This is a genomic window from Frateuria sp. YIM B11624, from assembly GCF_049727805.1.
GTDB lineage: Bacteria > Pseudomonadota > Gammaproteobacteria > Xanthomonadales > Rhodanobacteraceae > Frateuria_A.
This window is the reverse complement of sequence record NZ_JBCNYA010000001.1, coordinates 31,313-45,166: the sequence shown is the minus strand read 5'-3', so window position 1 is coordinate 45,166 and position 13,854 is coordinate 31,313. Positions and strand designations below refer to the sequence as shown.

Sequence of the window (13,854 nt, the reverse complement as noted above, 5' to 3'; positions counted from 1 at the left end):
GCGACGATCGTTGCCGTTCTGCCTTGCGTTGGCGGTACGGTCAGGCGACCTCGCTGACCTCCCTCCGTACGCCATGATACGCGCCAAGGCAACGGTCCAGTGTGACGGACATGCCTATATAACTGCGTTTGACGCACTCGGTCAGGTGGTCCACTTCATCGGCAACCGGTGCCGTTCCCTTGAGAGTACAGACGATCTCCAGCGCCTCCCAGGGGTGGGTGTCGTCGTAGGCCGCGTGCAACTGCAGCCAGCGCAGGCTCTGCACGCGCTTGTCCGCCGGCAGGCTCTGGGCGTAGCTGGCGCTGTCGTAGATCAGCTGCGACCACTCGCCAGTGGCACCTTCCACCGCGTAGTTGGTGGCCACGATGCCGGCGGCCAGGCTGTCGTGCCGGCTGACCTCCTCGCACCAGTCGGCCAGCACCTGCGTGCCCTGGGCGCGTTCGCCGTACAGCACGTCCCAGCGCGGCACGCCGGCGCCCTCGGCCCAGTTGAGCCAGTACTCGGCATGGTTCTGCTCGACGCGGATGTTGCGTACCAGCCAGCGCCGGGCCATGGTCTCGCCGGGGCTGCGGCCGAACTGCGTCTTGAGCAGGTTGTGCGCCATGTAGGCGGGGAAGCGCTCGATCACCGGCCAGATGCCTGCCATGAAGTCGCGGGTGGCCTGGCGGGACAGCCGCACTTCGCGCATCAGGTCCCACAGTTCGTGGTTGACGATGCCCTGCTTGGCCTCCTCGCAGGCGCCGACCATGTCCTGCGCCCATTGCGGGTAGCTGGCCAGCTCGGTCAGGGGGCCGGTACGTTCGAAACGATTGTTCATTGCGGTTTCTCCTCTCGGGGTTTTTGCTGCGAAGCAGTCCGGATCGCCCAGGCACGGGCGTCCGTCTCCCCGACCGCAGCGCGCCGGGGAAATCCATGGTTTCAATGGGCTGTCTCATGTGTGGCGAAAGCGCGCGCGCCAGTGAGGCGCGTTCACGCCCGAGAGGGATGGGTGGGTTCCATGCACCATCTTCCCGCCGAACGACGCCGCCTGCGTAAAGGCAACGTACGAACGGCGGCGATGTCCGGCGTCTAGGAGCGCTCGCGTGTCCGCTGCTCGGCAGCCAGCGCCGAGGCGACGTCGCGGGCGTACGTGCGGGTCGTGCGCACCAGCAGCAGCACGCCCGCGGCGGCCAGCGGCACGAGCATCAGCAGGAAGGTATGGTCCAGCCCTGCCGCACCGACGCGCGTGGCCGCGCCGCCCATCGCCGCGCCCGCGGCTGGGCCGCCGGTGCCGGCGTGGTCCGCCAGGCGGCTGGAAACGTAGCCGAACAGCGGCGGCGCTGCCGCTTCCAGTGCGAAGCGTAAGGTAGCCCGCACGCCCTCGGCCCGTCCCCACAGCGCCGAGGGCATCACGTCAAGGCGCGCGGCGTCCACCGCCGGGTTGGCGCCGCCGATGCCCGCCGCGGCAAGGAAGAAGAACGGCCCGGCCAGCCACAGCGACCCGATCAGCAGTCCGGGCAGGAAGGCCGCCGTGGCCAGCAGGTAGGCCCCTGCCGCCACCCATACGCGCCCGCTGAGCCGTCCGCGGTCGATCAGCCGGTCGCCCAGGCGTCCGGCCAGCAGCACGCCGGCGACCGCGCCCAGGCCGATGAGCACCGCCAGGCTGCTGGCGACGGACTGGCTCAGCTCGAAACGGCCGCGCATGAACACGATGGCGAAGGTGCGCAGGCCGGTGAAGTAGAAATAACCCAGCGCCGAGGCGACGATCAGCGTGCGGCTGGTGGGCACCGCCAGCACGTAGCGCACCGCGCGCCAAAGCGAGGCAGTGGCGGGGTTCATCGTCATCAACGCGTGGCGGGGACGCACGCCGCGCCAGCGGATCACCCGCCGCAGCGAGCCACGCTGCGCGACCTCGTCGGTGGCGGCTTCGCCCTCGCGCGGCATGCGGCGCGCACCGACCGGAATACGGCTCTGCCCGCCTCGCGCCGGTTCCGGCAGTCCGCGCCACAGCACCAGCGCCAGCACGAAGCCCAGCCCCGCCAGCACGAAGAAGGCGGCGCGCCACGACCACCACGCGGCCACGTTGCCACAGACCAGGAACCCGAACGCCACGCCCAGCAGCTCGCCGGCGAGTACGTAGCCGAAGATGCGCCCGCGCTCGCCCGGCCGGAAGAAATCGCCGGTGAGCGACGTCACCGCCGGCGAGGCGGCCGAGGCGACCACGCCCAATGCCAGGCGGCTCAGCAGCAGCATCGGGTAGGACACAGCCAGGCCGCTGACGACCATGGTGGCCGACCACACCACCAGTGCGATCACCAGCAGGCGCACGCGCCGGACGCGGTCGACCAGTGCGCCGAAGGGCAGCGTCATCACCGCGGCGACCGCGGTCGCGGCGGTCACCAGCCAGCCGATCTGCAGGTTGCCCACGTGCAGCGCCGCTTCCATCGGCGCGGCTACCGCACCGACCGCCGCCTTGTCGGCGGCGTCCAGTGACAGCACACAGGCCAGCAGCACGATCACCTTCAGCCGCGCCGGACCCCCGGCCAGCGCTTCCAGCGGCCGCTCGACGTCGTGGCGGAACCAATGGCGCAACCCGCCAGCCGGGACGGCCGCACGGGCATCGCTGCGGGATGGGGCCATGCCAGTCTCGGGTCCTGTGCTTGGCGGTGGGATGTCTGCCTGTTCTCTTGCGCGCCTCACGAAACGTTCTCGGGCGACCGTCAATCGTGGCCGCTGGTCCGGCGCGAGACCTGCCGCATGTCCTGCCTCTCAGCCGATTCCGGCACCCCTGCCGCCAAGGTCGCGTCAACGACGCGCGGAGGCGGCGCCCGGGTGCCGCGTCCGCCGTTGCCGCTGCTGGTCTTCATGATGGCGCTCGCGCCCTTCGGCGATACCGAGTACACGCCGGCGATGCCGGCCATCGCGCACGCGCTGCAGGCGGACTACGGCATGGTGCAGTTGACGATGGCCTTCTACCTCGCCGGCTCGGCCATCAGCCAGTTGGTTTTCGGGCCGCTCGCGGATCGCTTCGGGCGGCGTCCGGTGATGCTCGGCGGCACCGCGCTGCTGACCGCCGGTTTCCTGCTCAGCCTTGCAGCCGTCGCGATCTGGCCGCTGCTGGGCAGCCGGCTGGTGCAGGGCCTGGGCGCCAGCGCCGGCGGCGTGGTCGCCGACGCGGCGGTGCGCGATGCCTTTCCCGCGGAACGGCGGCAGCGCGTGTACGCCAAGCTGAGCGCCGCTTTCGCGCTGGCCCCGGCGATCGGTCCGGTTGCCGGCGCCTGGCTCGTCCAGGCGCTGGGCTGGCGCGCCAACTTCGCGCTGCTGGCGGCGCTCGGTGCGCTGCTGTGGTTCGCCGTATGGCGGTGGCTGCCGGAAACCCATCCGCATCCGGACCGCCGCGCGATCCGTCCGCGCCGCCTCTGGCGCACCTGGCGGCGGATCCTGCGCACGCCGAGCTTCCTGTTGTTCGGATTGCTGGGCGGCTGCGCGGTGGGCGTGGTCTACACCGCGCTGATCGGTGCGCCGGACCTGGTCATCAACGTGCTCGGCAAAGGCAACGAGGCGATCGTGATCGTCGCGGCGTCGATCCTGGTGGCTTTCGTCGCGGGCGCCGGGCTGTGCGTGTGGCTGACGCCACGGGTGGCGCACACGCTGATCGTGGCGGCCGGGCTGGGCGTGCTTGTCGCCGGATCGATCGGCCTGCTCGCGGTGGCGTTGTCGCTCGGCGCGACAGGCAGCCTGGCGGCCTTCCTCGTGCCGATCAGCGTGTGCTTCTGCGGCGTCGGCCTGGTGGTGCCGGTGGCCACCGCCAAGGCGATGGCGCCGTTCCCCCGCTCGGCAGGCAATGCCGCCTCGCTGCTGGGCTTCGTACGGATGGGCGTGGCCGCGCTGGGCACCGTCGCGATGAGCGTGCTGCACGAAGGCACGGTGCTGGATATCCCGATCGTGTTCCTGGCATTGAGCGGCGTGGCCATCGCGACGTTTTTCGTGCTGCTCTGGCATCGGTCGCCGCCGGCGCCACGCCAGGGCTGACGGGTGTCCCGGCCCACTATGTCAGCGGCAGCGCGGCGAACCAGCGCATCGCCGCCTGCCAGGCGGACAGGTGCGGGAAGACGAAGACCATCGCCTGCAGGACCACCGCGACTGCCAGCATGACCGGGAAGGCGGCGCGGCCACGGGCGACGCCGCGTTCGCGCCAGATCAGCCAGAGCAGGAGCAGGTCGGTCAGCGTGAACGTAGTTCCCTGGTAGGCCCAGTCCGGCAGGGCGAACGGCAGGTAGTAGCCGAGCAGGCGCGCGCCCACCGGATCGACCAGCGCGAGGCCGGTGCAGATCATGTAGCGCGCGTGCAGGGCCGGCTGGTGGCGGTAGCTGATCGCCAGCGCGTAGGCGACGGCAAACAGGGTCGCCATCGCAAGCGGCAGGATCGCGAGGGCGCGCATGCTGGCGTCGGTCACCTCCTGCAGGCGGACGTGCGTCAGCAGCACCATCGAGACCACCGCCAGCGGCGCCAGTACGAAGGAGCTCTTGCCGAGCATCCGGTGCAGCGGCCGCCGCCCGGTCCTGACCAGCAACGGCTGCGCGATCAGCAGCGCAAACCACAGCGTCATCAAGCCCGCATGGAAGTGCCGGTAGATGCCGCCGCGTGGCAGACGGGACAGATACTCCGGCCAGAACGCGACCAGCGCCGCCAGGAAGAACAGGACGAAGCCGTAGCCGGCCCAGGGGAACAGGCCGCCGCCGAGGGCGCGCTGGCGTACCGGGCTGCGCTCGGGTGTGATGGCGTTCATGGCGACGCCTCCCCGCCGGCGGCGCCGGCCAGCGTGCGCGCGAAGAACGGGAGCGCATCCCGCTCGAAGCGCCCGAGGTCCATGTGGCCGCCGTGATCGGCCAGGAATTCGTGCTTCACGCCATGGGCCAGCAGCGCCCGGTGGAAGGCCGGCACGCTGTCGACGATGTGGCGCAGCTCGTCATGATCGCCGTACTGGATGCGCAAGCCATGCAGGGTCTTGAGCCCCGCGGCTTCGCGGTCCAGCCGGTTGCCTGGCAGCCGCGCCTGCCAGCGTACGTAGGCCGGCTGCGCCGCGACCACGCGCTGGCCTTCCACGCGGTAAGGCAGATCGCCGAAGACCTCCGGACGACGCGCGTCGGGCGCGAAGGCCGCAGCCAGGGCCAGCGCTTCCAGCGCACCGGCGTCGCCCTGCCGGAACGCCGCGTCCGCCTGGGCCAGTGTGACCCGCTGCAACGGCACCCACGCGGCGGTCGGTCCCAGTTCGTCCACCATCGCCATGCAGCAGGGCGATTGCGCGAAGACCGTGCCGAACAGCTCGGGCCGGTGCATCGCGATGGACAACGCACCGAAACCACCCATCGAGCCGCCGTAGAGCCCGCGACTGTCGCGTCGCGGGAGGGTGCGCAAACGCGCGTCGATCGTGTCGATCACGTCGTGCGTGACGAAATCCTCCCAGCGGCCGGTGCTGGCCGAGTTCACCCAGAAGCTTCCGCCCAGTCGGTTCCAGCCCTCCACGTTGACCAGGATGACCTTGCCCAGCCGGCCTTCGGCAATGGCCCGGTCGACGCCGGCGAATAGATAGCCTTCCGGATGCGGGCCGATCCGCGCGGCCAGCGCCGGCGAGGGTTGGTAGCCACCCAGCGCATAGATCACCGGATAACGCCGGGATCGCTCGTGCCGGTAGCCTGGCGGCAGATAGACGGTGACCGTGCGATCGGGCGAGTCGCCCAGCCGGTTTCCTTCGAGCGCGGTGCCGTGGACGTGCACTTCCACGACCTCCCCGAGCAATGGCCGCGAAACCGTCGTCGCCGCGTGCGGCGCCGTTGCCGGCTGCGTTGCCGGTGCACGTGCGCCGACCGCGGCGCAAGCCAGGCATGCCATCGCGAGCCAGGCCAGGCGACGGCCAGGATGCTTCCGTTTCATCATCGCGCCCTCCCGAGACCGGTCCGGACCGAGCGCCCGGCCGGCGAACCGCCCGTCAACTTGCCGCCCCGGCCGGGCGCTGTCTTGTACAAATCGGCCAGCCGTCCGGGGTTCGGGGTCAGCGGAGGATGAGCGCGTTGTCGAGGAACCGCTCGTCGGTGCGAAAGCGTGCCGGCGTGGTGCCGGCGAACTCGCGGTATTCGTGGATCAGGTGCGCCTGGTCGACGTAGCCGAAGCGTGCGATCGCCGAGGCCCAGTCCACGCCGCCCGCACCCTGCAGGAAGGCATGGGCCTGGCGGAAGCGGGTGATGCGGGCAAAGCGCTTGAGCGAGAGTCCGAGTTCCTCGTGGAAACGCCGGCGCAGGGTGCGCTCGCTGCAGGCCAGTTCGGTCGCGAGCCGGGAAACCCGGCAGACACCCTCGGGGGCCTGGCCGATCTGCACGACGGCGGCGGCGACCAGGTCGAAATGCGCTTGCGCCCCACACAACTGGTCCAGCAGGAACCGGTCCGCCAAGGCGATGCGTGCGGCGAAGCCGGCAGCCTGCGCCACCTGATCGGACCAGCGGCAAGCCCGTGCGCCGACCGCGCCGTCGAGCACGTCGCCGAAAGGCACCGCGTGGTCCTGGAAATCGCAGCCGTGCAACTGGAGCAGCACGTTGGCGCCCAGCGGCGTGAAGTGCACGCAGAACGTACGCAGCGAGCCGGTGACCAGGTTGTCGTGCCATCGCGTGAGGGGCCCGATCAGGCAACTGGACGCGATCCGGTTCTCGATGCCCGCGCCGCGCATGGTGACCTGGCCGGACCAGAGCACCGTCGCCACCGAGCCGGTCAGCGCGCTCAGCGGATGCTGCAGCGTGCTGCCGGCCGGCAAATCGAGCGCCACCTGCACGTAGCGCGACACGAACGGCCGCAGCGCCACGTGCGGAAAGGCGACCTCCGCGCATAGACCCGGCGGCACGGTGGACGCGGCATGGCGGGCCAGGCCTCCGGCCAAAATGGGCAACCCTGCGGAAACACGCTGGACCATGGCCGACCCCGTGCGTTTCGGGCGATTCCGCGCGGAGCGTAGGCCACTACCCCGGCGCCGCCAAGGGCCGGTGCACCGGCCGCCGTTCACGCAGGGCACGGCGAGGGCCCCGGGACGGGCGCCCTCCGGTTTCGGTTCAGCCCTGCCCGCCCGCGATCACCATCCACGCGACGCCAAAGCGGTCCGTGACCATGCCGAAACTGGAAGCGAAGAAGCTCGGCCCGAGCGGCTGCTGCACCTGCCCGCCCGCGGCGAGCGCGTCGAACAGCCGCCTGGCGTGAGCGTCGTCGTCGGCGGTGAGGGAAAGGGACACGCCCTTGAACTCCGGATGCCCGGTGGCAAAGCCGTCGGACGCCATCACCTGGGTCTGGCCGATCCGCAGGGCTGCGTGCATGACCTTGTCGGCCGGCGGCTGCGTACCGCCGGGACAATCGGCCTCGCCCGGCGGGGCGTCGCTGTAGCGCAGCAGCATGACCACTTCCGCGCCGAGCGAGTCGCGGTAGAACGACACGGCCTCTTCGCAGCGGCCGTCGAAGAACAGGTAGGGCTGGATCTGCATCGGAAATCTCCTGGTCAATGGCAAGGCTCGATGGCCTGCATCCCTTTGACGTGCGGGGCACGGCGATTTCGACACATCCCTTGGCGCCTCCCCGGCGCAACGCAGCGATCCATGGATTACGGAGAGACGGCCGGCATCACCTCGGGTGTTCCCGTCAACTGGCAGGCCAGTGCGTACAGCACGCGCAGGTCCTGTTCGTCCAGCGTGTCGCCGTCCATGCCGCGGAAATGGTGGTGGAAGGAGCGCACCGCGGCGGGGCGGTCGTCCAGCGGGTAGCCGACCAGCGCCAGCGCCATCCAGGGATCGAAGCCCGGCGGCGGGTCGACCAGCGGACCGCGCGGCCACAGTCCGAACCCGGCGTCGGCCAGGCGCTGCCAGGGGAACAGCGGGCCGGGATCGTCCTTGCGGCCGGGCGCCAGGTCTTCGTGGCCGATGACCTGGGTAGGCGGGATGTGCAGGCGCGTGGTGAGGTCGGCGAGCAGGCGCAGCAGGCTGTCGATCTGCGCGGGGGTGAAAGGCGTGTGCCCGTCGTTGTCCAGCTCGATCCCGATCGACGCCGAATTGAGGTCGGTGATCGTGCCCCAGCGCCCGGGTCCGGCCTGCCAGGCGCGCTTGCTGTCGGCGACCAGCTGGTAGATGCCGCCGTCGCTGCCGATCAGGTAGTGCGCGCTCACCGGCCCGCCGCTGTTGGCGGTGCGCAGGGTGTGCAGGCTTTCCTGCACCGAATGCTGGTCGGTGAAGTGGATCACGATCGCCACCGGCCGGCGCTGGTCGTAGTTGGGCGAAGGCACCCAGCGGGCCATCGGGTTGCGCACCGGGCCGCAGGCAGCCAGGCCGGCCAGCAGCAGCGCCAGCGGAAAGAGACGGCTCGCGCGAAGCAGGGTCGCGCACCCGGGACGAAGGAAGGACACGGCGCTCGCATGGGTGACGGGGAAGCCCGGAACCTGCCGCAGGCGCCTGGCATGCGTCAAGGGCGGATCGTCCCGCCTGCGACGCAGGCCCGTCCGGTTCGACAGCGCGCCCTTGCCTGCTATGGTTGCCGGCGACGTCCGGCGGACAGGCGGCACGCGGTTCCCGGCCCAGCCAACGCAAGGGGAGCCACGCATGCTTGCCACCATTTCGTCCAAGCCGGTCCGTCCGATGCTGCGCCACGCGCCGCGCGCCCTGTCCCTGGCCACCCTGCTTGCGTTCGGCCTGGCCGGTACCGCCCACGCGGACGCCGGCGAGCAGGCGCGCTGGAAGCAGGAAGCGCAAGCGGTGACGATCACCCGCGACGACTGGGGCATCGCCCACGTGCATGGCAAGACCGACGCGGACGCGGTGTTCGGCATGGTCTACGCGCAGGCCGAGGACGATTTCAACCGCGTCGAGACCAACTACCTCAACTCGCTGGGCCGGCTGGCCGAGGCCGAAGGCGAGCAGGCGCTCTGGTCGGACCTGCGCCAGCAGCTCTTCATCGACCCGGTGGAACTGAAGAAGCTGTACGCGCGAAGTCCCGACTGGCTGAAGCAGCTGATGAACGCCTGGGCCGACGGGCTCAACTACTACCTGGCCACGCATCCGGACGTGCACCCGCGCGTGATCACGCGCTACGAACCGTGGATGGCGCTGAGCTTCACCGAGGGCAGCATCGGCGGCGACATCGAGCGGGTCTCGCTCAAGCAGCTGCAGGCGTTCTACGGCAAATCGGGCGACACGCCCGTGCCGGTGGCGATCGCCGACACGCACCCGAGCTGGGTCGAACCAACCGGTTCCAACGGCATCGCCATCGCACCCAGGCTCACCGCCGACGGCCACGCGCTGCTCCTGATCAATCCGCACACCTCGTTCTTCTTCCGCTCGGAGCTGCAGATGAGTTCCGACGCGGGCCTGGACGCCTACGGTGCGGTGACCTGGGGCCAGTTCTTCGTCTACCAGGGCTTCAACCACCACATCGGCTGGATGCATACCTCCACCGGCGCCGACGTGGTGGACGAATTCGCCGAGACCATCGTGCGCAAGGACGGCAAGCCGTACTACCGCTACGGCAAGGAACTGCGGCCGGTCACCGAGCGCGAGATCACCCTGTCCTATCGCGCGAAGGACGGCTCGATGGCCAAACGCAGCTTCACCGCCTACTTCACCCACCACGGCCCGATCGTGCGCGAAGCGCACGACAAATGGATCGCCATGGCGCTGATGAACCGGCCAATCCCCGCGCTGGAGCAGAGCTGGCTGCGCACCAAGGCGCACGACTACGCCAGCTACATGAAGGTCGCCGAGCTCAAGGCCAATTCGTCCAACAACACGCTGTTCGCTGACGACAAGGGCGAGATCGCCTACCTGCATCCGCAGTTCATCCCCAAGCGCGACGATCGCTTCGACTACACCAGGCCGGTGGACGGCTCCGACCCCGCCACCGACTGGCAGGGCCTCACGCCGCTGGACCAGGCGCCGCACGTGTTCAATCCCGCCAACGGCTGGGTCTACAACACGAACAACTGGCCCTACTCCGCCGCCGGCAAGGACAGCCCGAAGAAGGCCGACTTCCCGCGCTACATGGACACCTTCGGCGAGAACCCGCGCGGCCTGCACGCCATCCGCGTGCTCACCGGCCAGGACGACTTCACCCGCGACTCGCTGATCACCGCCGCGTTCGATTCCTACCTGCCCGCCTTCGCGCGGCAGATCCCGATCCTGATCGCCGACTACGACGCGCTGCCGGCGAGCGATCCCTTGAAGAAGAAGCTGGCCGGTCCGATCGCCATGCTCCGGCACTGGGATTACCGCTGGGGCATCGCCTCGATGCCGACCTCGCTGGCGGTGTTCTGGGGCGACACGCTGTGGGACGAAGTAAGCAAGGCCGACACCGCCGAGGGCCTGTCGATCTACGACGCCATGGCCGAGAAGGCCGGCTCGAAGGCGCGCCTGCATGCGCTGGTCGAAGCCGTGGACCGCCTGCAGAAGGATTTCGGCCACTGGGGCGTGCCCTGGGGCGAGATCAACCGCTTCCAGCGCATCAACGGCGACCTGGTGCAGCCGTTCGACGACAGCAAGCCGAGCATCCCGGTGCCCTTCACCTCCTCGCGCTGGGGCTCGCTGGCCTCCTTCGGCGCGCACCGCTGGCCGGGCACGAAGCGCTACTACGGCACCAGCGGCAACAGCTTCGTGGCGGTGGTGGAGTTCGGCCCCAAGGTGAGCGCGCGGGCGATCACCGCCGGCGGCGAAAGCGGCCACCCGGACTCATCGCACTTCAACGACGAGGCCGAGCGCTACACCACCGGCAACCTGCGCGAGGTCTACTACTGGCCCGAGCAGTTGAAGGGCCACACCGAGAAGGTCTACCACCCGGGCGAAACCAGGTACCGGTAAAGCGGGGCGAGCCCCTGGTGCATGCCGAGAGGTCCACCTTTGATCAGCTGTGATTGAGATACCGGCATGCTGCTCCATGTGATGGTTCCGGCAGCCGCTTCGGAGTACGACATGACCGCCCCTGCACCGCTTCGCATCGACTTCGTCTCCGACGTGTCCTGTCCCTGGTGCGCGATCGGCCTCAGCGCGCTGGAGCAGGCGCTCAGGCAACTGGACGGCGTGGTGCAGGCGGACATCCATCTGCAGCCGTTCGAGCTCAATCCGCAGCTGCCTGCCGAAGGCGAGGATGCGACCGAGCACCTGATGCACAAGTACGGCATCGGCATGGCCCAGGTCGAGGCCAACCGCGCGGTGATCCGTGAACGTGCGGCGGCGCTGGGTTTCGCCTTCAACGTCGGCGTGGGCAGCCGCGTCTACAACACGTTCGACGCGCACCGCCTGCTGCACTGGGCCGAACTGCAGGGCCGCCACCTGGCGCTGAAGAAGGCGCTGCTGCGCGCCTACTTCACCGACGGCGAGGACGTGGCTTCGCACGAGGTGCTGGTGCGGCTGGCCGGCGAGGCGGGACTCGACCGCGACGAAGCGCGGCGCGTGCTGGAAACCGGCGCCTACGCCGAGGACGTGCGGGCGCAGGAGGCGTTCTTCCAGCAGCGCGGCATCCGTTCCGTGCCGGCGACCATCGTCAACGGCACGCACCTGATCCCCGGCGGGCAGCCGCCGGAGGTGTTCGAGCAGGCCCTGCGCGAGATCGCGGCTGCGGCGCCAGGCTGACCCGCGCCTAGGGCGAGTGGCCGAGGACGGGCCGATCGTGGTGTAGGAGCCAAGGGCTGGCTACGCTGCGTGCATCGCCTTCATGCCAGCCGGCGCACGCTCGCGCCGGTTCCCACTCCGGGCCCCATGCATGCGCCTGCAACCGTCCGCCCTGCTCCACTCGCTCGCCGCCCTGCTGCTGGCGGCATGCAGCACGGGAGGCGACGTCACCCGGCCGATCCCAACCCGCTTCATTCCGGCCGCGCAACCGGCGCACCGACTGGTGGTGATGCTGCCCGGGCGCGGCGACGACGCGGATTCGCTCGCACGGCGCGGCACCGCGCAGATCATCCACGGCCAGTGGCCAGACGCGGACGTCGTGCTCGCCGGCCTCACCATGCCTTTCTACCGGCAGGGCCGCGCGGTCCAGCGCCTGCACGACGAGATCCTCGCACCGGCCCGCGCGAGGCACTACGACCAGGTCTGGCTGGCCGGCATCTCGCTCGGCGGCCTGGGCGCGCTGATGTACGACCGGGCGTACCCGGGCCAGCTCGATGGCATGCTGCTGATCTCGCCCTACCTGGGCGACAGGCCGCTCTACCGCGAGATCCAGGCGGCCGGCGGCCTGGATCTTTGGCGACCGGGGCCCGCGCAGGCATTCACCCCCGCGACCTACCAGCGCGAGCTATGGCGCTACATCCAGCGCTGGTCCGATCGCCCCGGGCGCCCCCGCTCTGTGTGGCTGGCGTACGGCGACAAGGAACGCTTCCGCGACCGCATCGGCCTGCTGGCCGCACAGTTGCCGGCCGGACAGGTGTTCAGGCTGCCCGGCCATCACAACTGGACGCTCTGGAAGCCGGCCTTGCGTACGCTGCTGGACCATGCCGGCCCCGAGCAGAACCAACGGCCACGGATCCCGCCCGATGCCGCGCTGCCAGCCGTGCGCACGGACGCCGGCCGGCAACCGGACCGCTAGCCGCGCCCCGGGATCTGCAAGCCACGTTGCACGGCCGGACGGGCCAGTCCGCGCTCCAGCCACGCAGGCACGTTCGACAGCTCGTCGAAATGCACCAGGTCGCGCGCCTCGTAGAGGCCGATCAGGTTGCGCACCCAGCCCAGCGTGGCGATGTCGGCGATGCTGTAGTCCTCGCCCATCAGCCAGGGCCGTCCGTCCAGGCGCGCTTCCAGTACGCCGAGCAGCCGGCGCGATTCGTCGACGTAGCGCCTGAGCGGCCGCTTGTCCTCGTACTCGCGGCCGGCGAATTTGTTGAAGAAGCCCACCTGGCCGAACATCGGCCCGATCGCTGCCATCTGGAAGAACACCCACTGGATGGTCTCCCAGCGCAATGCCGGATCCGGCGACAGGAACCTGCCGGCTTTCTCGGCGAGATAGAGCAGGATCGCACCGGACTCGAACAGGCCGATCGGTTCGCCGCCCGGCCCGTCCGGGTCGATGATCGCGGGGATCTTGCCGTTGGGGTTGAGCGAGAGGAACTCCGGCGTCTTGTTCTCGTCGCGCATGATGTCGACCAGGTGCGGCTCATACGCCAACCCAGTCTCTTCCAGCATGATCGACACCTTCACGCCATTGGGCGTGTTGAGCGAATAGAGCTGGATGCGCTCGGGATGCCGCGCCGGCCAGCGCGCAGTGATCGGGAAGGCGGACAGGTCGGGCACGACGGTTCCTTGTTCGGGGACGGACCCACGCAAGGTGGGGGCGCCAACGTCCAGCGCAACACCTGGCGCCGAATCGCGCCTGCATCGCCGGTTCGCCGCAATTTTTCGCGCAGGTGCGCCGCGTCTCCGACATCGACGCGCGAGCCGGGCACGGCGACGTTCCGCTGCGTCGACTACGGCCCCGCATTGCCCGCGGCGAGCCGGTCACCGGCTCGCTGCCGTACCTGGCATTTTCCTGCGATCGCGTGTCCTGCAAGCCGACGATTGTTCGTATCGTCCCGGCCTGCGCGGTTCGTGTACGAGGCGACCCGCCCGCCGATCAGCCGCAGTGGCCGCAGCAGGTACTGCCGCCACTGATGTGCACCTCCTTCTCCAGCGGACGGGCCACGCAGCCGATCCGCGCCAGCGCTTCGAGGATCTGCGGGCCGCTTGCGCTCGCCAGCACTTCCAGGCGACCGCGGTCGGTGTCCAGGACGACCTTCGCCTGGGGATCGAGCGCGCGCATGGCGGCTGTGAGCGAGGCTGCGTCGGGATGGGCGGTGGACAGTTCGAACTGCATCGTGGGCTCCGTGGAAGA

13 protein-coding genes are annotated in these 13,854 nt (G+C 70.0%); 4 read left to right on the top strand and 9 right to left on the bottom strand.

Features of this window, described 5'->3' with window-relative positions:
* Nucleotides 1-40: 40 nt before the first annotated feature.
* Together AAIL17_RS00250 and AAIL17_RS00245 are read right to left on the bottom strand one after the other, a co-directional pair.
* Nucleotides 41-817 (bottom strand): TenA family transcriptional regulator, encoded by a 777-nt coding sequence (locus AAIL17_RS00250; protein WP_424680794.1) that lies wholly within the window; start codon nucleotides 815-817, stop codon nucleotides 41-43.
* A 251-nt stretch (nucleotides 818-1,068) separates the two neighbouring features.
* Nucleotides 1,069-2,619: an MFS transporter gene (locus AAIL17_RS00245; protein ID WP_424680793.1), complete on the bottom strand. Its 1,551-nt coding sequence runs from the start codon at nucleotides 2,617-2,619 to the stop codon at nucleotides 1,069-1,071.
* A gap of 192 nt (nucleotides 2,620-2,811) precedes the next feature.
* Between AAIL17_RS00245 and AAIL17_RS00240 the strand changes: the two genes are divergently transcribed.
* The gene (locus AAIL17_RS00240) at nucleotides 2,812-4,011 is read left to right on the top strand and encodes a multidrug effflux MFS transporter (protein ID WP_424680792.1); all 1,200 of its coding nucleotides are present in this window, start codon (nucleotides 2,812-2,814) and stop codon (nucleotides 4,009-4,011) included.
* A gap of 16 nt (nucleotides 4,012-4,027) precedes the next feature.
* Here AAIL17_RS00240 and AAIL17_RS00235 read toward each other — a convergent pair whose 3' ends face one another.
* The 5 genes from AAIL17_RS00235 to AAIL17_RS00215 all read right to left on the bottom strand — a co-directional run bounded on the left by AAIL17_RS00235 (nucleotide 4,028) and on the right by AAIL17_RS00215 (nucleotide 8,410).
* Nucleotides 4,028-4,768, bottom strand: coding sequence for a hypothetical protein (locus AAIL17_RS00235; protein ID WP_424680791.1), 741 nt, complete (start codon nucleotides 4,766-4,768; stop codon nucleotides 4,028-4,030).
* Entirely contained in the window at nucleotides 4,765-5,913 is a 1,149-nt protein-coding gene (locus AAIL17_RS00230) for an alpha/beta hydrolase (RefSeq protein WP_424680790.1), read from the bottom strand. Before AAIL17_RS00230 ends, AAIL17_RS00235 begins: the two co-directional genes overlap by 4 nt.
* 118 nt (nucleotides 5,914-6,031) lie before the next feature.
* On the bottom strand, nucleotides 6,032-6,907 hold the full coding sequence (locus AAIL17_RS00225; protein ID WP_424680789.1) for a helix-turn-helix domain-containing protein: 876 nt from the start codon (nucleotides 6,905-6,907) through the stop codon (nucleotides 6,032-6,034).
* Nucleotides 6,908-7,076: 169 nt separating this feature from the next.
* On the bottom strand, nucleotides 7,077-7,499 hold the full coding sequence (locus AAIL17_RS00220) for a VOC family protein (protein ID WP_424680788.1): 423 nt from the start codon (nucleotides 7,497-7,499) through the stop codon (nucleotides 7,077-7,079).
* 116 nt (nucleotides 7,500-7,615) lie between these two features.
* Complete coding sequence (locus AAIL17_RS00215; protein ID WP_424680787.1) at nucleotides 7,616-8,410, bottom strand: N-acetylmuramoyl-L-alanine amidase; 795 nt, start codon at nucleotides 8,408-8,410, stop codon at nucleotides 7,616-7,618.
* A 193-nt stretch (nucleotides 8,411-8,603) separates the two neighbouring features.
* Between AAIL17_RS00215 and AAIL17_RS00210 the strand changes: the two genes are divergently transcribed.
* From AAIL17_RS00210 to AAIL17_RS00200, 3 genes are all read left to right on the top strand, one after another.
* Entirely contained in the window at nucleotides 8,604-10,850 is a 2,247-nt protein-coding gene (locus AAIL17_RS00210) for a penicillin acylase family protein (RefSeq protein ID WP_424680786.1), read from the top strand.
* A gap of 111 nt (nucleotides 10,851-10,961) precedes the next feature.
* Nucleotides 10,962-11,621 (top strand): DsbA family oxidoreductase, encoded by a 660-nt coding sequence (locus AAIL17_RS00205; protein WP_424680785.1) that lies wholly within the window; start codon nucleotides 10,962-10,964, stop codon nucleotides 11,619-11,621.
* A gap of 130 nt (nucleotides 11,622-11,751) precedes the next feature.
* The gene (locus AAIL17_RS00200; protein ID WP_424680784.1) at nucleotides 11,752-12,576 is read left to right on the top strand and encodes an alpha/beta hydrolase-fold protein; all 825 of its coding nucleotides are present in this window, start codon (nucleotides 11,752-11,754) and stop codon (nucleotides 12,574-12,576) included.
* Here the strand turns inward: AAIL17_RS00200 and AAIL17_RS00195 are convergent.
* Nucleotides 12,573-13,277, bottom strand: a complete 705-nt coding sequence (locus AAIL17_RS00195; RefSeq protein ID WP_424680783.1) for a glutathione S-transferase N-terminal domain-containing protein — start codon at nucleotides 13,275-13,277, stop codon at nucleotides 12,573-12,575. The genes AAIL17_RS00200 and AAIL17_RS00195 overlap by 4 nt on opposite strands.
* 319 nt (nucleotides 13,278-13,596) lie before the next feature.
* On the bottom strand, nucleotides 13,597-13,836 hold the full coding sequence (locus AAIL17_RS00190; RefSeq protein WP_424680782.1) for a hypothetical protein: 240 nt from the start codon (nucleotides 13,834-13,836) through the stop codon (nucleotides 13,597-13,599).
* Nucleotides 13,837-13,854 lie beyond the last annotated feature (18 nt).